Source organism: Uliginosibacterium aquaticum (assembly GCF_012972705.2).
GTDB lineage: Bacteria > Pseudomonadota > Gammaproteobacteria > Burkholderiales > Rhodocyclaceae > Uliginosibacterium > Uliginosibacterium aquaticum.
The window spans coordinates 153,156-175,725 of record NZ_JABCSC020000005.1; the positions used below are offsets into that span (position 1 = coordinate 153,156).

A 22,570-nucleotide genomic window follows, 5' to 3' on the forward strand; every position below is an offset into this window, starting at 1 on the left:
AATCCCGCCAGACAGCCCCAATGTAGTTTGAGTGCGGTCCTCAGGAAAAGAACATGTCGAACAAGCCCGAACTCCCCCCCGAAGTCATTGAACTCCCTTTGCTGCCACTGCGTGACGTGGTGGTCTTCCCGCACATGGTGATCCCGCTCTTTGTGGGGCGCCCTAAGTCCATCAAGGCTCTCGAACTTGCCATGGAAGCAGGCAAGAGCATCCTGCTGGTGGCCCAGAAGTCTGCAGCCAAGGACGAGCCGTCGGCTGACGATCTCTACGACATCGGTTGTATTGCCAATATCCTTCAGATGCTCAAACTGCCGGACGGGACCGTGAAGGTCCTGGTCGAAGGTACGCAGCGTGCGCGTCTTGAGCGTGTAGAAGAGCAGAAGGCGCTGTTTGTGGCTGAAGTGAGCCCGATCAGCAACGATGAGCGCGGCTCGCATGAAGTTGAGGCGATGCGCCGCGCGATCATCAGTCAGTTCGATCAGTATGTGAAGCTGAACAAGAAGATCCCTCCTGAGATCCTGACTTCACTGGCAGGCATCGAAGAGGCTGGCCGTCTGGCCGATACCATTGCTGCACACCTGCCACTCAAGCTTGAGCAGAAACAGGCTGTGCTGGAACTTTTCAATGTCGGTGAGCGTCTTGAGCGCCTGCTGGGACAGCTGGAAACCGAGTTGGACATCCTTCAGGTGGAAAAGCGCATCCGTGGCCGTGTCAAACGCCAGATGGAGAAGAGTCAGCGTGAGTATTACCTGAACGAGCAGGTCAAGGCGATCCAGAAGGAGCTCGGCGAGGGCGAAGAAGGGGCTGATCTAGAAGAGCTTGAAAAGAAGATCAAGACGGCTGGCCTCTCCAAGGAAGCCTTGGCCAAGGCGCAAAGCGAGCTGAAAAAACTCAAGCTGATGTCGCCTATGTCGGCAGAAGCCACGGTCGTGCGCAACTTCATCGAAACGCTCACCGGCCTGCCATGGAAGAAAAAGTCCCGCATCAGCAAGGATCTGGCTGAAGCCCAGAAAGTCCTTGATACGGATCACTTCGGCCTCGACAAGGTCAAGGAACGTATCCTCGAATATTTGGCTGTGCAGCAGCGCGTGGACAAGCTCAAGGCGCCGATCTTGTGCCTGGTTGGGCCGCCCGGAGTGGGCAAGACCTCACTTGGTCAGTCTATTGCCAAGGCAACCAACCGCAAGTTCGTGCGTATGTCGCTTGGCGGCGTGCGGGACGAAGCCGAGATTCGCGGCCACCGCCGTACCTATATTGGTTCGATGCCGGGCAAGATCCTGCAGAACATGACCAAGGTGGCTGTGCGCAACCCGCTCTTCCTGCTCGACGAAGTTGACAAGATGGGCGCTGATTTCCGCGGCGATCCGTCTTCGGCACTGCTGGAGGTCCTGGACCCGGAGCAGAACTCGACTTTTGTCGATCACTACATTGAGGTTGAATACGACCTCTCCGAAGTGATGTTTGTAGCGACTGCCAACTCCTTCAATATTCCTGCCCCCTTGCTGGACCGGATGGAAATCATCCGTCTTTCGGGTTACACCGAGGATGAAAAAGTAAACATTGCCCAGCGTTATCTGCTGCCCAAGCAGATGAAGAACAACGGCGTGAAGCCCAACGAGCTGACGGTCACCGAAGAAGCTGTGCGCGACATCATCCGCTACTACACGCGTGAGGCCGGCGTGCGCAGCCTGGAGCGCGAAGTGTCCCGCATCTGCCGCAAGGTGGTGAAGGCGCTGGTGCTGAAGAAACGCGAGTCGAAGGTGATCGTCAATGCCAAGAATCTGGACAAATACCTTGGCGTGCGTCGCTACTCTTTCGGCATGGCCGAAAAGGAAAATCAGGTCGGTCAGGTGACCGGCCTGGCCTGGACTGAAGTGGGTGGCGAGTTGCTGACCATCGAAGCCGTGAATCTGCCGGGCAAGGGCAAGATCATCACCACCGGCAAGCTCGGCGAAGTGATGCAGGAGTCCATTCAAGCCGCGCTGTCGGTGGTACGCAAGCGCGCTCGTCAGCTGGGCATTCCGGAAGATTTCCATTCCAAGAGCGATATCCACATCCACTTGCCGGAAGGGGCCACCCCGAAGGATGGGCCGTCAGCCGGTATTGCCATCGCATCGGCACTGGTATCAGTGCTGACTGGCATTCCTGTTCGTGCCGATGTGGCGATGACTGGCGAAATCACTTTGCGTGGTGAGGTGTTGCCGATCGGTGGCCTCAAGGAAAAGCTGCTTGCCGCGGTACGTGGCGGCATCCGCAAGGCTTTGATCCCACAGGAAAACGTCAAGGATCTGGCAGACATCCAGGGGGACATCAAGGATCGCATCGAGATCGTGCCTGTGAAGTGGTTTGATCAGGTGCTGGAGCAGACCCTTGAGCGTCTTCCAGAGCCTTTGCCGGAAACTGTCGAAGTTGCTGCTCCTGTGGCAGCGGTGCCGGTGGAGCCTGATGAGGATTTGTCAGGTAATGGTTTGATCACGCACTGATGATGAGAGGCCCGGTCCAGTGACCGGGCCTCTTCGCATGGGGCGCAGTCGTCGCCCGGGCTGGCGATGGATGCTGGCTTGTTGATACCATTGTCTCAGACCATTTTCAGGATTCTTCATGGAAGCCAAGCAACAGGCGAGCGTTCGGGCTGGGGTTCTCTCCCTTAACATCAACTCCAAGTCCGCTTTGTATGCCGCCTATATGCCCTTCGTAAAGGGCGGTGGCCTCTTCATTCCGACCAACCGGGCTTATGTGGCGGGTGATGAAGTTTTCATGTTGCTGCAGCTTATGGATGATCCGCAACGCCTCGCTGTGAAGGGTAGGGTTGTATGGGTGACGCCTGCCAACGCCCAGAACAACAAGACTCAGGGGGTGGGAGTGCAGTTCGCACCGGATGAGGGCGGTACTGCGGTGAAGATCAAGATTGAACAGATCCTTGGCGGTGCGATAGGGTCCAGTCGCCCGACGCATACCTTGTAAGTACTCCACATTTTATTTTCTGACCGGGCGTAAGCCCGGTTTCAGTTTAACGGTAGGCCAAATATGTTCGTGGACTCACATTGCCACATCGATTTTGAAGATCTTGCGGTTCAGGGCGAAGCCTTATTCGAGCGTATGGCCAGCGCTAAGGTCAGTCATGCCGTATGTATTGGCGTGACGCTCGAGAATCTGCCGCGCGTAATCGCTCTGGCGGAGTCTCGTTCAAATGTCTTCGCCAGTGTCGGGGTGCATCCGGAGAATACGGAAGGTGAGGAGCCTGATCTGGAGCGCCTGCAGTTGCTGGCTGCGCATCCGAAAGTGGTCGCTATTGGTGAAACCGGATTGGATTACTACTGGCATAAAGATCGTCCGGAATGGCAGCGTGAGCGCTTTCGCGTGCATATCCGGGCGGCGCGGAAGACTGGTTTGCCCTTGGTGATTCATACCCGCGATTCGGCAGAGGATGTTCTGCACATTCTTGCGGAGGAGGGGGCGCAGGAAGTGGGTGGAGTGATGCACTGCTTCACAGAAAACCTCGCAGTAGCCGAAGCTGCTATTGCTCTGGGCTTCTATATTTCCTTCTCAGGCATCCTGACCTTCAAGAATGCCAGTCAGATCAAGGATGTTGCTGCCAGCATTCCGCTTGAGCGTCTTCTCATCGAGACGGATTCGCCTTATCTCGCGCCTGTCCCTCACCGCGGCAAACTCAATGAACCATCCTTTGTTCCGCATGTAGCCACTGAGGTGGCGCGCTTGCGTAACCTGAGCATCGACGAAGTAGCGAAAGCCAGTACCGACAATTTTTTCCGATTGTTTCAGCGCGCACAGGCATGAAAAAGGCGACCAATCGGTCGCCTTTTGTTGTTTCGCCAGAAATTAGGCCATCAGTGCTTCGGTTCGGTGCGATTGCACCACTTGCAGCAACTGGGTAAAGATTTTAGGTGAGCCGGCCACCAGATTGCCCGTCTTGAGATAGTCGCCTTCGCCGCCGAAATCGCTGGCGAGTCCTCCGGCTTCCGTTACCAGCAGTACGCCGCCAGCCATATCCCAGGGCATCAGACCCATCTCGAAGAAACCATCCGTGCGACCACAGGCCAGCCAGGCGAGATCCAGTGCAGCTGAGCCTGGGCGACGCAGGCCGGCAGTCTTACCGGCCAGATCCTTGAACATGGCAAGGTAGGCATCGACATTGTCCATGTGCTTGAAGGGGAAGCCTGTTCCAATCAGGCTCTCCTGTAGCTTGGTGCGCTTGGCTACGCGGATGCGGCGATCGTTCAGAAAGGCACCACGACCACGGCTGGCTGTAAATAATTCGTTTCGGGCCGGGTCATAGACCACAGCCTGTTGCACGATGCCACGCTCGGCCAGGGCGATGGACACGGCATACTGCGGGAAACCATGAATGAAATTGGTGGTGCCATCGAGCGGGTCGATGATCCATTGGAAGTCACTCTCACCGCCGGTGTCACCGGACTCCTCTGCTAGAATCGCGTGCTCTGGATAGGCGTCGCTGATGACTTCGATGATGGCCTGTTCGGCCGCACGATCCACCTCGGTCACGAAATCATTCGGCTGCTTGGAGCGGACTTCGATCTTATCGAGCTCCATCGAGGCGCGGTTGATGACGGTGCCGGCTCGGCGGGCAGCCTTGACGGCGATATTCAGGATTGGATGCATGTGCGTCGGGTCTCGTTGCAGCAAGCCAGGTGGCACGCTGCGTGCGCTAAAGGAAACCGCACATTATATATGGCTGAAGCCCTCTCTTTGAATCGATTTCGTGTGGTTTTGTCACGACCCGGCATTCCGGGGAATATCGGCGCGGCAGCTCGGGCGCTCAAGACTATGGGCTTGTCTCGCCTTTATCTGGTCAATCCCAAGCACTTTCCTCACCCCGAAGCTGAGTCGCGTGCCTCGGGCGCCGTGGATGTGCTTGCCAACGCAACGGTCTGCAACTCTCTCGAAGAGGCACTGACTGGGGTAAGTATGGCCGCAGCCTTTACCGCAAGGCGCCGCGAATTGTCGTTGCCCATGCAGTGGGCTCGAGAGGCCGCGGGTACCTTGTGCGAAGCCGCTAATCAAGGCGGAGACGTCGCGCTGGTGTTCGGCAATGAGACATATGGCCTTTCCAACGAAGAGCTGGCGATCTGTCAATTGCCCGTAATGATTCCTGCCAATCCCGAATACAGTTCGTTGAATCTGGGGGCGGCGGTACAGCTAATGTGCTACGAATTGCGCATGGCTGCGGTGGCGCCGGGCGAAGCGCCGGCAAGTTTTGGCGAGCTGGCGACGGTGGATGAAGTCGAGCAGATGATCGGCCATTTCCAGCAGACCATGACGGCCAGTGGTTTTTTCAATCCGGATAACCCCAAGCGTTTGTTGCCACGTTTGCGCCGCATGTTCGGGCGCATTCGCCTTGAGCGCGACGAAGTCAACATTCTTCGCGGCATGCTGAACAGTTTTCAGTTTCCGGAGCGTTTCCGCAAACCTGATTAAGTCGCACCGGCTTACCATCAACCTCCAAGTGTTTTCCTGACAGCCCCATGTTTGCTCATCTCCGAGAAGATATTGCCAGTGTTCTCCAGCGCGATCCTGCCGCCCGCAGCGGGTTGGAGGTCATGCTGTGCTACCCGGGCGTGCATGCGCTCTTCCTGCATCGACTGGCGCATCGCTTCTGGCAGCTAAAGCTCTTTCTGTTGGCGCGCTGTGTGTCGCATATCGCACGCGTGCTGACAGGGATCGAGATCCATCCTGGAGCAAGCTTGGGCAGACGCGTGTTCATCGATCATGGTTTTGGTGTCGTGATAGGGGAAACCGCTGAAGTAGGTGATGACTGCACCATCTACCAAGGTGTGACGCTGGGGGGCACCTCCTTGTATCGGGGTGTGAAGCGTCATCCGACGCTGGAGGCTGGTGTGGTGGTAGGGGCGGGAGCCAAGGTGCTGGGGGGCTTTACGGTTGGCGCGGGAGCCAAGATCGGCTCAAACGCAGTAGTGGTTAAGCCGGTACCGGCGGGGGCGACGGCCGTGGGAAATCCGGCCCATGTTCTGGAGCCGAAAGATGAACGTGGCGATAAACCCGATTTTTCCGCCTACGGCGTGACACGCAATATGGATGATCCAGTCTCCAAGGCTCTGCACGCCTTGCTTGACCATGTGGCTGACCAGGATAAGCGCCTCGCGGCGATGGCCTTGCGCATGAAGGAAGCAGGCTTGTGCGCGGACGAGGCTGACTGCCAGAAACCACTCGACCTGGACTATCTGAGCCGCATCGTGGATTAATCGTTCAGTGCGTGGCGTCCGGTACGAAGAAGCGCTCGCGCAACTCTTCTAGTCCGATCGTCGCCAGAATTTCGCCCAACCGGGTTGCTGACGCTCGTTTGCCGTGGCCGGTATGGCTGGCGATGATCAGTTCGTTTTTCATTGAGTGTTCCCAGCCTACGAGTTCGGTCACGTTTAGCTGATAGCCGTGCGCTTCGAGTTGCAGGCAACGCAACACGTTGGTGAGTTGGCTACCGAATTCGCGGGTGTGGATCGGGTGGCGCCACAGTTCGGTGAGTGCGGACTTCCCAAGCATCTGCCCCTTGTTCTTGCGCAGCGTGGCAGCGACCTCGGCCTGACAGCATGGAACCAGCACAATGTGGCGGGCGCCGCGTGCCAGCGCAAAGCGGATCGCGTCGTCCGTGGCGGTGTTGCAGGCATGTAGGGCAGTCACTACATCGATTCGCGCAGGCAGGGCAGCGGAGTTGATCGAGTCCGCAACAGACAGATTCAGAAACTCCATACCACCGAAACCCAGGTGTTTAGCCAGCTCGCGCGAGCTTGTGACCAGCTCATCGCGCGTTTCGATACCCCAGATCCGGCCTTGAGGCGCGTGTTCCTTGAAGAACAGATCGAACAGGATGAACCCTAAGTAGCTCTTGCCGGCTCCGTGATCTACCAAGGTCAGATCGTGACCGTGATTGAGAGCGTCCTGCAGCAGGGGTTCGATGAACTGAAAGAGGTGATAAACCTGTTTGAGTTTGCGCCGGCTGTCCTGATTCATCTTGCCGTCACGTGTGAGGATGTGCAGCGCTTTGAGTAGTTCAACGGACTGGCCGGGGCGGATATCGTAGGTCTTGGTGTTCATGATGTGGGCTCGCAAGGGTCGCGCATTCTACATCGCAGTGTAGAACGGACCTTTGCTGCCTCGTGGGGCAATTCTGTCCCTGGGCCTCGGAATTCCGTCGAAGAGGCGATGTATGCCCTGAGGGGGCAACATCCTGTCCCGCAAGGTGCACGTTGCCGACAAAGAGTGATGGCAAATGCAGTCTGGGCATTACCGCCCCCCTCAAGCACGAGCAAGTGATGAACGTCCGCCCGCTCTGGCAGCCCGACCCTTATGTCGAGCCACATACCCATCTGCACGCTTTTTGTGCCCAGTTAGCGCGGCGGCTTGGATACGGTTTTGCCAACTATGCCGCGCTGCATGCTTGGTCAGTTGCTGAGCGTGGGCGTTTCTGGGCTGAGGTTTGGGATTATTGCGGCGTGATCGGTAAGCGAGGTGAAGAGGTGTTGGTCGAGGAGGCTGCAATGTGGTCAGCATCCTGGTTTCCTCAGGCTCGCCTGAATTTCGCACAAAATCTCCTGCGTATCCGTGACGAGCGTGAGGCGTTGATCTTCCGTGGCGAAGACAGTGTGCGGCGGCGCATGAGCCATGCCGAGTTGTATCGCGAGGTTGCACGCTGCGCTGCCGCCCTCAAGCAGGCCGGCGTGGTTCAGGGCGACAGGGTGGTGGCCTATATGCCTAACCTGCCGGAAACCGTGATCCTGATGCTGGCAAGTGCAAGCATAGGCGCAATTTTTTCCTCAGCCTCGCCGGATTTTGGTGTGGAGGGCGTCATTGATCGATTTGGTCAGATTACGCCGAGCTTGCTGGTGGCGGCCGATGGCGCCCTCTACGACGGTAAGCGCATTGAAGTGCTGGAAAAACTAGCCCAGATCGTCGCCCGTCTGCCCAGTCTCAACCGTGTGGTCGTCCTGCCTTATATTCACTGCGAGGTCGATTGCCGCCCAATCCCCCATGCCTGTTCTTGGGCAAGCTTCCTGGCTCCGCATCAAGCTGTAAATGAGATCGATTTTGCTGAACTACCGTTTGCTCATCCGCTCTACATTCTGTACTCATCAGGTACTACGGGTGTCCCTAAATGTATCGTGCACGGCGCTGGCGGCACATTGCTGCAGCACCTCAAGGAGCAGCGTCTGCACTGTGACCTGCGTGCCGGCGATCGTCTTTTCTACTACACCACTTGCGGCTGGATGATGTGGAATTGGCTGGTATCAGGGCTCGCCAGCGGCGCTGCCCTGCTGCTGTACGATGGCGCCCCCTTTGCGGCGGAGGGCAATGTTCTATGGGACTACGCACGTGACGAGCGCTGTACGCATTTTGGTGTCTCTGCAAAATTCATCGATGCCGCGGCCAAACTCGGCTTGCGGCCGATGGAGAGCCACGATCTGACGTCACTGCGCATCCTGATGTCGACCGGTAGCCCCCTCGCGCCAGAAGGTTTTGATTATGTTTATCAGGACGTTAAGCGCGATGTCTGTCTTGCATCAATTTCCGGCGGTACCGATATCGTGTCGTGCTTTGTACTGGGTAATCCATTGCTTCCGGTATGGCGTGGCGAGATCCAGTGCAAGGGACTGGGGATGGATGTTGCCGTTTGGAACGAAGCTGGAGATGCCGTGCGTGGCGAGCGCGGCGAGCTTGTGTGCAAAACCGCATTTCCGTCTATGCCGCTGGCCTTCTGGAACGACCCTGAGGGACGGCGTTATCACGCGGCCTATTTCGAGCGTTTCGACGGCGTATGGTGTCATGGCGACTGGTGTGAGGAGACCGTTCATGATGGTCTGGTCATTTATGGCCGCTCTGATGCCACCCTTAACCCAGGGGGCGTGCGCATCGGTACTGCGGAGATCTACCGCCAGGTGGAGCGATTGCCCGAGGTGCTCGAATCCCTGGTGATCGGGCAGGACTGGGATCACGATGTACGCACCGTGCTCTTTGTGCGTTTGCGTGAAGGTCTGACGCTTGGCGGTAAATTGGAGGCGCTGATTCGACAGACCATTCGTGAAAACCTCAGTCCACGCCATGTTCCTGGCCGTATCGTGCAGGTGACTGACATCCCGCGGACCCGCAGTGGCAAGCTGGTTGAGCTCGCCGTACGCGCGGTGGTGCATGGTCAGCCAGTCAGGAATATCGAAGCACTGGCCAATCCAGAGGCGCTGGAGTTTTTCCGCAATCGCAGTGAACTGAAAGCTTAGCTGCTTAGCCTTGGCCGGGCAGGCGAGACTTGAGGGCCTGGGTATGGCTCATGATCTGACTGACCACGGCATAGAACGCAGCTGTTGTCCATCCAATGATCAGCACACCGTTGATAGCCTCGATTCCACCGAGCAGACGCCAATCATTCTTAGGCATGATGTCACCGAACCCTACTGTCGTGAAGCTTTGCAAGGAAAAGTGGATTGCATCGGGAAAGCTGTTTTCGGCATCGACAAGCAAGTAGAGGAATGCCCACAGCACTGTCTCGACGACCATCATCAGCATCATCACACTGGCGGTCTGGAGAAGGAAGTTGAGTGCTTGGCCAAAACGCAAGCGACCACCGTTCTGGGTTTTCAGCAGAATCTTGCGCTGTATGTGCAGGCCCCAGGCCAGACTGCCAATAGCGTGCAGCAGCACGATTACAACTGCCAGACTCAAGCCGATCAGGAGTACCTTTCCAAACATCTAGTCCCACCAGTGATTTCAATGCACTAAGCTGAAGGCCAAGGCCCCCATGCCCACTCCGACAAGGGCATCGAGTATGCGCCAGGAGGCTGGTTTGGCAAACAATGGCGTCAGGCGGGCTGCGCCGAAGCCCAGCAAGGTGAACCAGGTGGCCGACGCAGTGATGCAGCCGAGCCAGAATATCCAGCGCTCGCTACCGGCCAGATGTGCCCCGATTGAGCCGATCAGCACTACCGTGTCCAGCCAGGCATGGGGATTGAGATAAGTGAAAGCAAGTATCAACATGACCGCGCGCAGCAGAGTGATCGCCTCTCCTTTTGAGGCTACATTCATGTGACGGCGTGAAAAGGCTGCACGAAGCGAATTCATCGCGTACCAAGCCAGAAATGCTGCGCCAGCCCAGGTTGCCAGTTGGACAGCATGCGGCCATTTATCCAGCAATGCGCCCATGCCTGCTATTCCCAAACCGATCAACAAAGCGTCTGAAATAGCGCAAATCAACACTGTTGGCAGTACATGCTGGCGGGTAAGGCCCATTCTGAGAACATGCGCATTCTGGGCCCCGATGGCGAGGATCAAACCGCCGCTGATTGTGAATCCCTGCATGAAGCTGTTCATTTGTGTTCTCCCAGAGCCGTCCCTCTTGGCGGCCAAGCAGGAATCTAAAGGCGAGATAGCGTTTTGTATTAGCATCTTGAATAATTCTCATGTTTCATGAGGTTTTCTAATGAATCTGGATTTCTCGCTACTGGAGTGTCTGGAGGCTGTTGCTACCGAGGGCAGCTTCGACAAGGCCGCAACGACGCTGGCAATTACTCAGTCAGCGGTGTCGCAGCGCATTCGTGCACTTGAGTCTCAGGTGGGAACCCCGTTGTTGTTTCGCACCCGACCGGTGCGGCCTACGCCGGCCGCTCAGCCGCTGCTGCGCTTTGCGAGACAAACCCGCTTGCTGGCTATGGAGGTGTGGCCGGAGATGAAAGCGGCTGCAACCCAGGGGCAATTGCGAATTGCCGTCAATGGCGACAGCCTTGGAACGTGGGTGTTGCCAGCGCTGAAGGATTGGGTACACGCCCATCCGGAGCTGACTCTGGAATTTGTGGTAGACGATCAGACTCAGACACAGGCGCGTTTACGCAATGGTGAGGTACTGGGCTCTATTGGTTCTGAGGGGAGAGCGACAAAGGGTTTTTTGGTTGTGCCGCTGGGTCAGATGCCTTATGTGTGCGTCGCTTCACCGGAGTTTGCGCAACGTCATTTCCCGCGTGGCTTGACGATTGCTGCTGCGCAGCGTGCACCGGCTCTGGTATTTAACCGCCGGGATGCTCTCCAAGCTGATCATCTGGCGCGCTGTCTGGATTGGGCTGAGCCACGCTTTCCGCATCACTTTGTGCCAGCTTACGAAGCCTATCTGGAAGCTGCGATTCTTGGTTATGGCTACGGTATGTCACCGCTGGCCCAATGTCGCGCCGCACTGAAAGATGGGCTTCTAGTGAACGTCACCCCACAGATGCCGGTGGCGGTTCCGCTTTACTGGCACACATGGCAACTCGAATCCGAATTGATTGGCAGTCTCGGCCGGGCGTTGGTAGCAGGTGCGGCATTAGCCCTGGATGCTCTGCCTTAGTCAGAACGCTGAATGGCCCTGTCACTAAAGCTTGCTGCGCGACAGATACTGCAAACTATTGGGCAGGGGTGAAGAAAACATTTGCCAAAGCGGGAATAAACAGGCACAGTAGTCACGCGATTTTCAAGTAATGCTCAGTTTTGTCAGGCGTAATCCCCGGTTCTCCGGTAGTTCCTCCCTTCATGACCCCCGCTGTCTTGAGCTTCGCAGAGCATTTGGTTTTTAACCGCGCTCTGGGGGCATCCCCTTATTTTTAATTTTTTTCAGGAGATTCAAGAGATGGCAACTGGTACCGTGAAGTGGTTCAATGATTCCAAGGGTTTCGGCTTCATCACCCCCGATGGTGGTGGCAAGGATCTGTTTGCTCACTTTTCCGCTATCCAAGGCGGTGGCTTCAAGTCGCTGCAGGAAAACCAGCGCGTGAGCTTCGACATCATCACCGGCCCGAAGGGCGAGCAAGCCTCGAACATTCGCGCTGAATAAGCGGGGGCCGATGTAGCGCCATGTGCGCTGCAAGGCTCCACCGGAAGAGCCCGGCCTGTGCCGGGCTTTTTCTTTTTCCCGATATTTTCAGGAGATTCCCTTTGGCAAAAGAAGAACTCATCGAAATGAATGGTGCGGTCGACGAAGTGCTGCCGGATTCGCGCTATCGCGTCACGCTTGAAAACGGACACCAGCTCGTGGCTTACACCTCCGGCAAGATGCGCAAGCACCACATCCGCATTCTGGCGGGTGACAAGGTTTCGCTGGAGCTTTCGCCCTACGATCTGTCTAAGGGCCGTATTACCTTCCGTCATATCGAAGGTCGTGGTCCTGGTGGCCCGGCACCTCAGCGTCGCCGCTAATCAGATCCAGCTTCGTCCTGCGTGGGCGAACTGCAAACAGTTGCGTACTGCCTTGGCGATATAGGCCGTTCTGCTTGGCGTATCCAGGCGAAACACGCGCTGTATTGCTTGCGTGATCGGCGGTGATCCGTTTTGACCGGATCCTGCCGGGCATTTCTCCGGCATCTGCAAGTTGTCCAGCCGATAAGTGTGCAGCGGTTAAAATAGCAGCCCTTTGGCCTGCTGGCGTGCCTTGATGTCCTCCCCGGATTTGCCCGATCTGCTCAATCTCGTTCTCACCCGTGACCGCTCGGCCCTGCGTCATCAACTGCGGGAGCTGAAAGTACGTGCGTCAAAGGTTGCCGATCTTCCTGACTCTTTGCGCGAGCGTGTAGAGAGATCCATTGCAACGCGTGCTATCCGTCGCGAGAAGCTGCCCCGGCCGACTTTTCCGGCTGAACTGCCGGTCAATCAGCGCCGTGACGAGATTGCCAAGGCGATCCGCGAGCATCAGGTCGTCATCATCTGTGGCGAGACCGGCTCGGGCAAGACCACCCAGCTCCCCAAGATCTGCCTCGAACTCGGGCGCGGTGAAGCCGGCCTGATCGGTCACACCCAGCCGCGACGTCTGGCTGCGCGTGCTACTGCCACGCGTATCGCTGAAGAACTCGGGAGTGAGCTGGGCAGCACAGTCGGCTTCAAGGTGCGTTTCACCGACCACACCAGCGCCGACAGCTACATCAAGCTGATGACTGACGGCATCCTGCTTGCCGAGACTCAGGGCGATCCGCTGTTGTCGCATTACGACACCCTGATCATCGACGAGGCGCACGAGCGCAGCCTCAACATCGACTTCCTGCTTGGCTACATCCGCCAGCTCCTGCCGCGCCGGCCGGAGCTGAAGGTGATCGTCACCTCCGCCACGCTGGACGCCGAGCGCTTTGCCAAGCATTTCGCGCAGGGCGACAAGCTGGCGCCTGTGCTGGAAGTCTCCGGCCGTCTGTATCCCATCGAAGTGCGCTACCGCCCGATCGAGGAAGAGGAGAACGATGCCGTTCTCAAGCCTCTGATTCGCGCCGGTGTGCGGATGTCTGCGCCGAAAAACCGCAACCCGAACCGCGACCTCTACGAAGGCATCGTCGAAGCCGTGAGCGAGCTGCAGCGCGAAGGGCCGGGCGATGTGCTGGTCTTCCTGCCGGGCGAGCGCGAGATTCGCGAAGCTGCAGAGGCCTTGCGCAAGGATCATCTGCCCAGCACCGAGATCCTGCCGCTGTTCGCGCGCCAGTCGGCGTCCGAGCAGCAGCGTGTGTTCTCGCGCTCGAACGGGCGCCGTGTGGTGCTCTCGACCAACGTCGCCGAAACCTCGCTGACCGTGCCGGGCATCCGCTATGTGGTGGATGCGGGCTTGGCGCGTCTGAATCGCTATTCCCACCGCAACAAGGTCGAACTCCTGCAGATCGAGAAGATCGCCCAGAGTGCCGCCAAGCAGCGCGCCGGGCGTTGCGGCCGGGTGCAGGACGGCATCTGTATCCGACTGTACAGCGAGGATGATTTCAATCGTCGCCTCGCGCATACCGAGCCGGAAGTGCTGCGCTGCTCGCTGGCCGGCGCGATTCTGCGCATGAAGTCGCTGCGCCTGGGCGCGGTGGAAGATTTTCCCTTCATCGATAAGCCCAGCGGCAAGATGATCGCCGATGGCTACCAGCTGCTGAACGAGCTGGGCGCGGTTGATGATGACAATGAACTCACGCCGATCGGCCGCGAGCTTTCCAAGCTGCCGCTGGACCCGAAGATCGGCCGCATGATCCTTGCTGCGCGCGATCGCGGCGCCTTGCGTGAGGTGCTGGTGATCGCCGCAGCGCTGTCGGTGCAGGACCCGCGTGAGCGTCCGCCCGAGCAGCCCGGCACCGCCGATCAGGCGCATGCGCGCTTCCGTGTCGCGCCGGATGACAAGGCTGAACCGAAGAGTGAATTCCTCTGGTACTGGAACCTGTGGCAGGCCGCCGACGAGGTCTGGCGCCACGAAGGTTCCAGCAAGCAGAAAGCCTGGTGCAAGACAAATTTCCTCTCCTGGCTGCGCATGCGCGAGTGGCGCGACATCCACACCCAGCTGCATGAGTTGTGTGCGGAGCATGGCTGGATTCACAAGGAAGCCAAGACCACCCTCTCCCCCAGCCCCTCTCCCGCAAGCGGGCGAGGGGAGCGCAAAGCCCCTCTCCCGCAAGCGGGAGAGGGTGGCCCGAAGGGCCAGGAGAGGGAGGCGCCTGCGTTGCGCGCCAAGTCGTTCGACAAATTGCGCTGCCAGATTCAGATACCTGAGCCGGTACCGGAGAAGCCCGCCAAGCCAGCCGGGCAGGGCGCTTCCTACGAGGCTATCCACAAATCCTTGCTGGCCGGGCTTCTCGGGCATGTGGGCGTGAAGATCGAGGATGCGAGCGGTCCTTGGGTCGGAGCCTTCAACGGCGCACGCGGCATCAAGTTCTGGCCGCATCCGGGCTCCTTCATGGCCAAGCGCGTCGGCAAGTGGCTGATGGCCGCCGAGCTGATCGATACCTCCAAGCTCTTCGCGCGCTGCATCGCCAAGATCGAGCCGGAATGGCTGGAGGAAGTCGGCGCGCATCTCTTGCGCAAGAGCGTCTACGAGCCGCACTGGGAGAAGGCCAAGGGCGCCGTGCGCGCTTGGGAGCGCGGCGTGCTCCACGGCATCACGCTCTACCCGCGCCGCGCTTGCGGTTATGACAAGGAAGACCCGGCGCTGTGCCGTGAGCTGCTGATCCGTGATGGTCTGGTCGCCGGCGAGATCGACGAAGCCGCCGCGCGCAACATGCCATTCTTTCAGCACAACCGGCGCCTGATCGCCGAGATCGAGCGCCTGGAGCAGAAGATGCGCCGACCAGATCTGCTGGTCGATGACGCGCTGATCGAGTCCTTCTACGACGCGCAGATCCCCGCCGAAGTGACCGATCTGCGCATGTTCGAAGCCTGGCGCAAGCAGGCCGAGCGGGCGAATCCCAAGTGCCTGCATCTGGAACGCGAGCAGCTGATGCGCCACGAGGCGGCTGGTGCGACCAGCGACAAGTTCCCGGCCGAGTTCGAAGTGATGGGCCAGCGCCTCAAGCTCACGTATGTGCATGAGCCACGCGCCTCGGATGACGGTGTCACGCTCAGCGTGCCGGTCGCCATGCTCAATCAGGTGCCGGCGAATCGCTGCGAATGGCTGGTGCCGGGCATGCTGGAGGAGAAGGTTACCGCGCTGCTCAAGACCGTGCCGCAGCGCCATCGCCACCGCCTGCAGCCGATTGGCGAGAGCACGCGCGCCTTCCTCGATGCCATCGAGGCGGGCGAGTACAAGCCGGACGAGCCGCTGGTGCGCGCGCTGCAGCGCTTCGTCGAGGAGCGCGTGAGCTACAAGCTGGACATGGCCAGCTTCCGCTTCGAGAACCTGAATCCGCACTGCTTCATGAATTTCCGCGTGATCGACCAGCACGGCCGCGTGCTGGATCAGTCGCGCGATCTCGCCGAGCTGCGCCTGAAGCTCAAGGACACGGCCGCCGCCGCCTTCCGCGCTGCGCAGATCGAAGGCTCGATGGGTGCGCAACTCGCTGCATTGAATGTGCAGGGCAAGGAGACAGCCGCCCCGCCAGCCGCGCCCGGCAAAGCTTCGCAGGCAGGTGCCGTAGAGAGCCGCGATGCGACTACCGCTGCCGACATGCGTGATGAAGACGGCCAGCACACGGCCTTCTCCGGCATCACCACCTGGAGTTTCGGCCCGCTGCCCGAATTGCTTGAGGTGAAGATCGGCAAGCGCAACCTGATCGGCTTCCCCGCCCTGCATGACGATGGCGACTCCGTCTCCTTGAGGCCTTTCGATACCGAAGAAGAGGCGGCGCGCGTGCATCGCAAGGGCCTCGTTCGCCTCTTCGCGCTGAACCTCAAGGATCAGGTCAAAGCGGTCGAGCGTCTTCCCGGTCTGCGCCCGCTGTCCTTGCAATTCATGCCCTTTGGCACCGAGGCCGAGCTGAAAGCCCAGCTTGTCGAAGCCACGCTGATCCGCACCTGCCTGATGGCGCCGCTGCCGGTGAATCCCACCGACTTTAACCAGCGTGTACTGGAGGCCAAGACCCGCGTCAGCCTCGTCGCGCAGGAGTTGATGCGCCTCGTGCAAACACTGCTCACCGAGCACGCCTCGCTGCAGAAGCGCTTCGCCAACCTCAAGGGCTTCCCGGATCTGCTGGCCGACGTGCAAGGGCAGGTGGGTAAACTTTTGCCCAAGAACTTCCTGATCGCCTATCCCTTCGAGAAGCTCGCGCTCTTCCCGCGTTACCTGAAGGCCATCGACGTGCGCATCGAAAAAATGCGCAACAACCCCGCGCGCGACACGCAACTAATGGCCGAGTGGAAATCGCTGGCCGGGCCATGGGAGCGTGAATGGATCGCCATGCAGCGCGGCGGCCTGATCGACCCGCAGCTAGAGGAGTTCCGCTGGCTGCTGGAGGAGCTGCGCGTGGGCCTCTATGCGCAGGAACTGAAGACGCCAATGCCGGTCAGCGTGAAGCGCCTGCAGAAGATCTGGGAATCAAGGCCGCGTTGAGCTTGACTTGCCGGGCCGCTCGAAAGCCCGCATCATGCATGCGGAATAACCGGATCTAATGCCAATGAGTGATACGACTTCCCCTGACTGGATCAGGATAGAGAACAACTCCGCTGAACGCCTGCAGCTTGTGGGTGCTTGTACAGTGCGTCTGCAGCGAACGACACGCAGTCGCCCTTGGGTTCTACTGCCTGTGTGGCTCGCGTTGGGGTTGTTTCTGGGATGGCTCTTTGATGAAGAGGGATTGCTCGCCGGAGTGAATGGCCAGGCCTTGGCTATCTTCGCCCTGCTGATATGTGGGCTGCAGTTTCTGGTGATGCGTCTGCAGATGAAGCGGCTGGCGGCAGATTTGCCGGCGACTTTTAGTCTAGCGCTGGAGGAAGAGGGCGTCGTCATCGACACGCAGCTTGGCTATAGCCATATCCCTTGGTCCGCGCTCCAGGGAATCGAGTGTAATAGCGGAGGTGCGCTGATCTACCAGAAGGGTTGTCGCGCATTTTTTGTGCCTCGGCGCAGCTTTGCGGACGACGCAGATTTTTCAGCCTGGTTGCGTAGTGTGGAGTCCTGTAGTGGCCTCAAGGCCAGTGCATCACCTCCTTTGCCACTGTCATTGCCGGAAAAGCGAGGTTTGCGCGCGCTGGAAGATCTGGCTCAGAACCTTAAGGCAGGCTTCCTGTTCGCTTTTTTTCATAGTGAGGCTGTGGCCACTCTGCGCGTCTCGATCCTGCAGATTGTGCTGCTACAGGTCCTGGGCTTGCTTATAGGCCTGGGTTATGACCTCCATATGGTTGGATTCGATGGGCGCTTGAACGCCTACGCGCTGCCCTATCAGTCCTTTAGCGTGCTCTGCGTATTGCTGTGTGCCTGGGCTGTATCGAACTGCAGCACCCTGCAAGGCAGGATTCCGGCGGCTGTTCTGGCCTTGCTCGCTTCCGGGTTAGTCATTCAAGCTCCAATCCTTCTCGCTTTCGCGTTATTGCAGAGCACACCGGCCGCACAGTATCTGGAGGCGCTAAACGGGATCGTCTTACTGTGGATGGCATTGGTCAGCATCGTGGCACTGGTACGCACTCTGGAATTGCCTGCCGACCAGCGTATGGGAGCAGTGCTCGGGGTGAGCTTCATGTACGTCGTGGCTTTGAGCTTGAATCTGGGGCAGGCGCGTCTGTGGGTGCCGGACTACTCCGGACAGGAAAACGCCAATGCCACCAATCGCTGGGAGGCTGCAACTGATGAAGGGGTTCTCTACGCTCAACCCGCATTGCTGGAGCGGGCTCTGGCGGCCATTCGCCCTGGGCGTGCCGGGGTGCCTGAACTCTATTTGCTGGCGCTTGGCGGTTATGGCGCACAGGATGTTTTCCGGCGTGAGGTTGAGAGCGTCGAAGCCCTGTTTGCCGAGCGTTTCAACACGCAGGGTCGAAGTGTGGTGTTACTGAACAATCCCGCGACCGTGCAGGAGCGGCCCGTAGCCAGCACTATCGCCCTGCAGCGGGCGCTGAGTGATATCGGGCGCAAGATGAATCGCGAGGAGGATGTTTTGTTCCTCTTCATGACTTCACACGGCGCGGCCGACCATCATTTTTCGCTCGATCTGTGGCCATTCCGCTTCGGCGAGTTAACGCCACAAAGCCTGCGCGCAGCGCTTGACGAGGCGGGAATCCAGAACCGGGTGATTGTTGTTTCGGCCTGCTATTCCGGCGGCTTCGTTGAACCCTTGCAGGACGCACATACCCTGGTCATGACTGCATCACGCGCTGACCGCAACTCACATGGCTGCAGCCACGCGGCTGACTGGACCTTTTTTGGCAAAGCCTATTTCGACGAGGCGTTGCGGCAAAGCCACTCTTTCACCGCCGCCTTTGAGCAAGCGCGCCAGAGCGTTGCACGGCGGGAGAAAGAAGAGGGCTTAGAAGCTTCGGAGCCACAGATCTCTGTTGGCGCAGCAATTCAGCCGCTGCTGAATACGCTTGAGAAGACTGGCGCCAGAGGTCTGTAAAAGCGTGGCTAAGAGCGTCTAGCTACAGATAGGCTACTCAATCGGCGCGAGACTCGGCCAACTCGTTATATTCCAGCCAGTACAGTCCCAATTGGCCCACGATGGTCAGGAAGCGTTCGAAATCGACAGGTTTGCGGATATAGCTGTTGGCACCAAGGCGATAGGCTTCCTGAATGTCGTCAGCTTCGCGGGAGGTTGTCAGTACAACGACTGGCAGGAGGTTGGTGCGTGAGTCTGCCCTGATGCGGCGCAGCACCTCCAGCCCGTCAATGCGTGGCAGCTTCAGATCCAGAAAGACTACTGCGGGCATGACCGAGGTGTCCCGCCCAGCATGTCGCCCCATGCCGAAGAGATAATCAACGGCGTCGACACCATCTCGAGCGACGACAACCTGATTGCTTATCTTGTTCTTGTTGAAGGCCCTCAGGGTGAGCGCTTCATCGTCTGGATTGTCCTCTACGAGGAGGATTGGTCGATCTGTCGCCATCTTGCCTCCCGGCGGCACACAGGTGCCGGTACCGGATCAGTTGCTGTGGTTTGCGGAAATGCTAGCGATTACTAGCGGCAGCAGAATGCAATGCTTGAAGCAATTCGGTTTGCCTGATTCATCTGATCCAGCGTGGCGACTTTCGGGCAGTCCGGGGTGAAGCGCTCATTTCTCTGCAAAGGGGCCGGGGTGATCATGGTTTGCTCCCGGCCCGAGGGTCAGGCAGGAAGCTGATCAGCACGCAAAAGGAAGACCTTTTCTTCCTCGCTGGCACTGCTCAGCCAGACAAACTCAAGTGCCGGGAAAGCAGCCTCAACCAAATCACGATTGTGACCAACCTCGACAACGAGAATACCTTCATCCGTCAGATGGCGGCGAGCTCCGGCAATGATGCGGCGCACGATGTCCATACCGTCTTCACCCGCGGCCAGCGCCATGCGCGGCTCGTGCAGATATTCTTCGGGCAAGACCTGCATAGACTCTTCGGTGACATAAGGCGGGTTGCTCAGGATCAAATCATAGCGTTCGTCAGCCAGGGCGTCGAAAACGTCCGATTTGATCAGGCGCACCACATTCTGCAGACCGTAATCCACTACGTTCTGCTGTGCAACGTCGAGCGCATCGCTTGATAAATCAATGGCATCCACTGCTGCATTGGGGAAATGATGGGCCATCAGGATGGCCAGGCATCCGCTACCAGTGCACAAATCCAGTGTGCGCAAGACTGATTCTGTTTCCCGAAGCCAGGGTGAAAAGCCCTCACGCAGGAGCTCGAAGCAGAAAGAGCGCGGCACGATCACGCGTTCGTCAACATAGAAACGGAAATCACCCAACCAGGCTTCGTGGGTCAAATAGGCTGCAGGGATGCGCTCCTCAACCCGGCGCTGGATAATATCCAGTACCTCCGCACGCTCCGCGGTCGGGATGCAGGCATCCAGAAAAGGTTCTAGGCGATCAATGGGCAGATGCAGCGTGCGCAGCACGAGGTACACCGCCTCATCATAGGCATCTACGCTACCGTGACCGAAGAATAGGCCGGCGCGATTGAACTGGCTGGTGGCGTAGCGGATCAAATCGCGGACGGTCACCAACTCCTCCAGCGGGCCATGGTGATGGTGGTCGTGCTCTTCGTGGTCGTGATGATCACAGTGATCGCCGCAGTCGTGCTCTTGCATGAGGTACTTTCAAAATGCGTGCGGCGCCCCGGGGCGCCGCAAGGTTTCGGGTGGGGCGAGACTCAGCTCGTTTCGTCCATGTGCAGGGTAAACGAACTGAAGGAGGCGCCATCGTCTTCGGCAGGCTCGAATTCGACAATGCTGTCGAGTTGCATGAGCGGCTTCTTGGCGGCTTCCTCTTCCGTTGGCGCATTATTCACCAGCCAGGAGAAGTTGGTCGGAGAATCCGAGTTGGCCAGCGCCTCTTCGAGGGTAATGACCTCGGAGCGATAGAGGCGATAGAGATCTTGTTCAAAAGTCTGTGAACCGGGTGCCAGGGATTTTTCCATGGCCTCGCGCACGTCACCGAACTCACCGCGCTCGATGAGCTCGGCAATGTGGCGCGTATTCATGAGGATTTCAGCTGCCGGGACGCGGGAACCATCCGGCTTCTTGACGAGACGTTGCGATACCACGCTGCGCAGGGAGACGGCTAGGTCCAGGAAGAGCAAGGGCCGGTTTTCAAGCGGGAAAAAGCTGGTGATGCGGTTCAGTGCATGGTGAGCGTTATTGGCATGCAGGGTTGCCAGTACCAGATGCCCTGACTGGGCATAGGAGATGGCCGCCTTCATGGTTTCCAGATCGCGGATTTCACCGATCAGGATGCAGTCCGGCGCCTGGCGCATGGCGTTTTTCAGCGCATCATTCCAGCTATGCGTGTCGAAACCGACCTCACGCTGATTCACTACGGATTTCTTGTGGCGGAAGAGGTATTCGATGGGATCTTCCACGGTCAGGATATGCCCTGAAACGTGGGTGTTGCGATAGTCCAGCATCGACGCGATGGTGGTCGACTTGCCTGAGCCGGTTGCACCAACCACCAGTACCAGCCCGCGTTTCTCCATGATGATGTCGTAGAGGACTGGCGGCAGGTTGAGGCTTTCCAGTGCTGGGATTTCACCCTGGATGAAACGCACCACGATTGAAACGCTGTTGCGCTGCCAGAAGAAATTGATGCGGAAATTGCCCAGCCCACGGCGCGAGAAGGAGATGTTGAGTTCCCGGTCTCGCTCAAAGATCGCGATCTGCTCCGGGTTCATGATCTCGTAAGCCATGCGCTGAATGACCGCTGGCTCCATGTGCTGCTGATTGATCGGGATGACAACCCCGTCAATCTTGATATGGATGGGGGCGCCGGCCGATACGAAGATATCGGAAGCATGGCGCTCGGCCATCAGCTGGAACAGCTTGTCGAAGATCATGAAGCCTCTCCCGGATAGACCGGGAGGCCCGTCGGGCCTCCCGTTTTTACAGCATTTTAGTCGCGAAGCAGCTCGTTGATCGAAGTCTTGGAGCGGGTCTGAGCATCCACCCGCTTGACGATCACAGCACAGTAGAGCGAGTACTTGCCGTCAGCCGAAGGCAGGTTGCCGGAGACAACAACCGAGCCTTCCGGGATACGGCCATAAGTGACTTCGCCGGTGGCGCGATCGTAGATCTTGGTGCTCTTGCCGATATATACGCCCATCGAGATGACGCAGTTGTCTTCAACAATCACACCTTCCACCACTTCGGAGCGGGCACCGACGAAGCAGTTGTCGCCAATGATGGTCGGGTTGGCCTGCAAGGGCTCCAGCACACCACCAATGCCGACGCCGCCAGAGAGGTGTACGTTCTTGCCGATCTGGGCGCAGGAGCCGACGGTGGCCCAGGTGTCGACCATCGCACCGTCATCCACATAGGCGCCGATGTTCACGTAGGACGGCATCAGCACCACGTTCTTGCCGATGTAGCTTCCTTTACGGGCCACGGCATTCGGCACTACGCGGAAACCGCCGGCACGGAAATCAGCCTCGGAATAGTCGGCAAACTTGGTCGGCACCTTGTCGAAGTAACGCACGGCATCGCCGCCGCCCATCACCGCGTTGTCATGGGTGCGGAAGTAGAGCAGCACGGCCTTCTTGAGCCATTGATGAGTCACCCAGTCGCCGTTGATCTTCTCGGCGACACGCAGGCGTCCAGCGTCCAGCTCGGCAATCACCTCCTCGATGGCCTTGGCAAGCACGGGATCACAGGCGGTCGGGGTGATATCGGCACGACGTTCGAAGGCTTCTTCGATGAGGGGCTGCAGCGGATGTTGAGACATTGCGTTTTCCTGATGG

Annotated in this window: 19 protein-coding genes; 11 read left to right on the forward strand and 8 right to left on the reverse strand. The window is 58.5% G+C overall.

What is annotated here, in order from left to right; genetic code table 11:
• The first annotated feature begins 53 nt into the window (after positions 1-53).
• From lon to HJ583_RS17535, 3 genes are all read left to right on the forward strand, one after another.
• Positions 54-2,483: an endopeptidase La gene (gene lon / locus HJ583_RS17525; protein WP_170023120.1), complete on the forward strand. Its 2,430-nt coding sequence runs from the start codon at positions 54-56 to the stop codon at positions 2,481-2,483.
• 118 nt (positions 2,484-2,601) lie between these two features.
• Positions 2,602-2,964 carry a PilZ domain-containing protein gene (locus HJ583_RS17530; RefSeq protein WP_101943784.1) on the forward strand — a complete coding sequence of 121 codons (363 nt, stop codon included), beginning with the start codon at positions 2,602-2,604 and terminating at the stop codon, positions 2,962-2,964.
• A gap of 63 nt (positions 2,965-3,027) precedes the next feature.
• The gene (locus HJ583_RS17535; protein WP_170023121.1) at positions 3,028-3,798 is read left to right on the forward strand and encodes a TatD family hydrolase; all 771 of its coding nucleotides are present in this window, start codon (positions 3,028-3,030) and stop codon (positions 3,796-3,798) included.
• A 42-nt stretch (positions 3,799-3,840) separates the two neighbouring features.
• On the opposite strand, the gene HJ583_RS17540 is transcribed toward HJ583_RS17535, so the two are convergent.
• Complete coding sequence (locus HJ583_RS17540) at positions 3,841-4,641, reverse strand: inositol monophosphatase family protein (protein ID WP_170023122.1); 801 nt, start codon at positions 4,639-4,641, stop codon at positions 3,841-3,843.
• 69 nt (positions 4,642-4,710) lie between these two features.
• Here HJ583_RS17540 and HJ583_RS17545 point away from each other — a divergent pair, with 69 nt between their 5' ends.
• Both HJ583_RS17545 and cysE read left to right on the forward strand, forming a co-directional pair.
• The gene (locus HJ583_RS17545) at positions 4,711-5,457 is read left to right on the forward strand and encodes an RNA methyltransferase (RefSeq protein ID WP_170023123.1); all 747 of its coding nucleotides are present in this window, start codon (positions 4,711-4,713) and stop codon (positions 5,455-5,457) included.
• Positions 5,458-5,504: 47 nt separating this feature from the next.
• Positions 5,505-6,242 carry a serine O-acetyltransferase gene (gene cysE / locus HJ583_RS17550; protein WP_170023124.1) on the forward strand — a complete coding sequence of 246 codons (738 nt, stop codon included), beginning with the start codon at positions 5,505-5,507 and terminating at the stop codon, positions 6,240-6,242.
• Positions 6,243-6,246: 4 nt separating this feature from the next.
• Here the strand turns inward: cysE and HJ583_RS17555 are convergent, their stop codons facing one another.
• Positions 6,247-7,089, reverse strand: a complete 843-nt coding sequence (locus tag HJ583_RS17555) for a class I SAM-dependent methyltransferase (protein ID WP_170023125.1) — start codon at positions 7,087-7,089, stop codon at positions 6,247-6,249.
• Positions 7,090-7,307: 218 nt separating this feature from the next.
• On the opposite strand from HJ583_RS17555, the gene HJ583_RS17560 reads away from it, so the two are divergent.
• Positions 7,308-9,263 (forward strand): acetoacetate--CoA ligase, encoded by a 1,956-nt coding sequence (locus HJ583_RS17560; RefSeq protein ID WP_170023126.1) that lies wholly within the window; start codon positions 7,308-7,310, stop codon positions 9,261-9,263.
• 4 nt (positions 9,264-9,267) lie between these two features.
• Here the strand turns inward: HJ583_RS17560 and HJ583_RS17565 are convergent, their stop codons facing one another.
• Together HJ583_RS17565 and HJ583_RS17570 are read right to left on the reverse strand one after the other, a co-directional pair.
• On the reverse strand, positions 9,268-9,732 hold the full coding sequence (locus HJ583_RS17565; RefSeq protein ID WP_170023127.1) for a potassium channel family protein: 465 nt from the start codon (positions 9,730-9,732) through the stop codon (positions 9,268-9,270).
• 18 nt (positions 9,733-9,750) lie between these two features.
• Positions 9,751-10,350, reverse strand: a complete 600-nt coding sequence (locus HJ583_RS17570) for a LysE/ArgO family amino acid transporter (protein WP_170023128.1) — start codon at positions 10,348-10,350, stop codon at positions 9,751-9,753.
• Positions 10,351-10,459: 109 nt separating this feature from the next.
• On the opposite strand from HJ583_RS17570, the gene HJ583_RS17575 reads away from it, so the two are divergent.
• The 5 genes from HJ583_RS17575 (at position 10,460) to HJ583_RS17595 (ending at position 18,767) form a co-directional block, all read left to right on the forward strand.
• Positions 10,460-11,356, forward strand: coding sequence for a LysR family transcriptional regulator ArgP (locus HJ583_RS17575; RefSeq protein WP_170023129.1), 897 nt, complete (start codon positions 10,460-10,462; stop codon positions 11,354-11,356).
• A 279-nt stretch (positions 11,357-11,635) separates the two neighbouring features.
• Positions 11,636-11,839: a cold-shock protein gene (locus HJ583_RS17580; RefSeq protein ID WP_101943770.1), complete on the forward strand. Its 204-nt coding sequence runs from the start codon at positions 11,636-11,638 to the stop codon at positions 11,837-11,839.
• Between the two features lie 101 nt (positions 11,840-11,940).
• Entirely contained in the window at positions 11,941-12,201 is a 261-nt protein-coding gene (gene infA / locus HJ583_RS17585; protein WP_101943769.1) for a translation initiation factor IF-1, read from the forward strand.
• 235 nt (positions 12,202-12,436) lie between these two features.
• A complete protein-coding gene (hrpA, locus tag HJ583_RS19210; RefSeq protein ID WP_235943915.1) occupies positions 12,437-16,771 on the forward strand; it encodes an ATP-dependent RNA helicase HrpA in 4,335 nt (1,444 codons plus the stop codon).
• A 64-nt stretch (positions 16,772-16,835) separates the two neighbouring features.
• A complete protein-coding gene (locus HJ583_RS17595; RefSeq protein ID WP_170023130.1) occupies positions 16,836-18,767 on the forward strand; it encodes a C13 family peptidase in 1,932 nt (643 codons plus the stop codon).
• A gap of 37 nt (positions 18,768-18,804) precedes the next feature.
• Here HJ583_RS17595 and HJ583_RS17600 read toward each other — a convergent pair whose 3' ends face one another.
• The 4 genes from HJ583_RS17600 to dapD all read right to left on the reverse strand — a co-directional run bounded on the left by HJ583_RS17600 (position 18,805) and on the right by dapD (position 22,554).
• On the reverse strand, positions 18,805-19,254 hold the full coding sequence (locus tag HJ583_RS17600) for a response regulator (protein WP_170023131.1): 450 nt from the start codon (positions 19,252-19,254) through the stop codon (positions 18,805-18,807).
• 218 nt (positions 19,255-19,472) lie between these two features.
• Complete coding sequence (prmB, locus tag HJ583_RS17605) at positions 19,473-20,429, reverse strand: 50S ribosomal protein L3 N(5)-glutamine methyltransferase (protein ID WP_170023132.1); 957 nt, start codon at positions 20,427-20,429, stop codon at positions 19,473-19,475.
• A 62-nt stretch (positions 20,430-20,491) separates the two neighbouring features.
• Entirely contained in the window at positions 20,492-21,670 is a 1,179-nt protein-coding gene (locus HJ583_RS17610; protein WP_101943761.1) for a PilT/PilU family type 4a pilus ATPase, read from the reverse strand.
• Between the two features lie 56 nt (positions 21,671-21,726).
• Positions 21,727-22,554 carry a 2,3,4,5-tetrahydropyridine-2,6-dicarboxylate N-succinyltransferase gene (dapD, locus tag HJ583_RS17615; protein ID WP_170023133.1) on the reverse strand — a complete coding sequence of 276 codons (828 nt, stop codon included), beginning with the start codon at positions 22,552-22,554 and terminating at the stop codon, positions 21,727-21,729.
• Positions 22,555-22,570 lie beyond the last annotated feature (16 nt).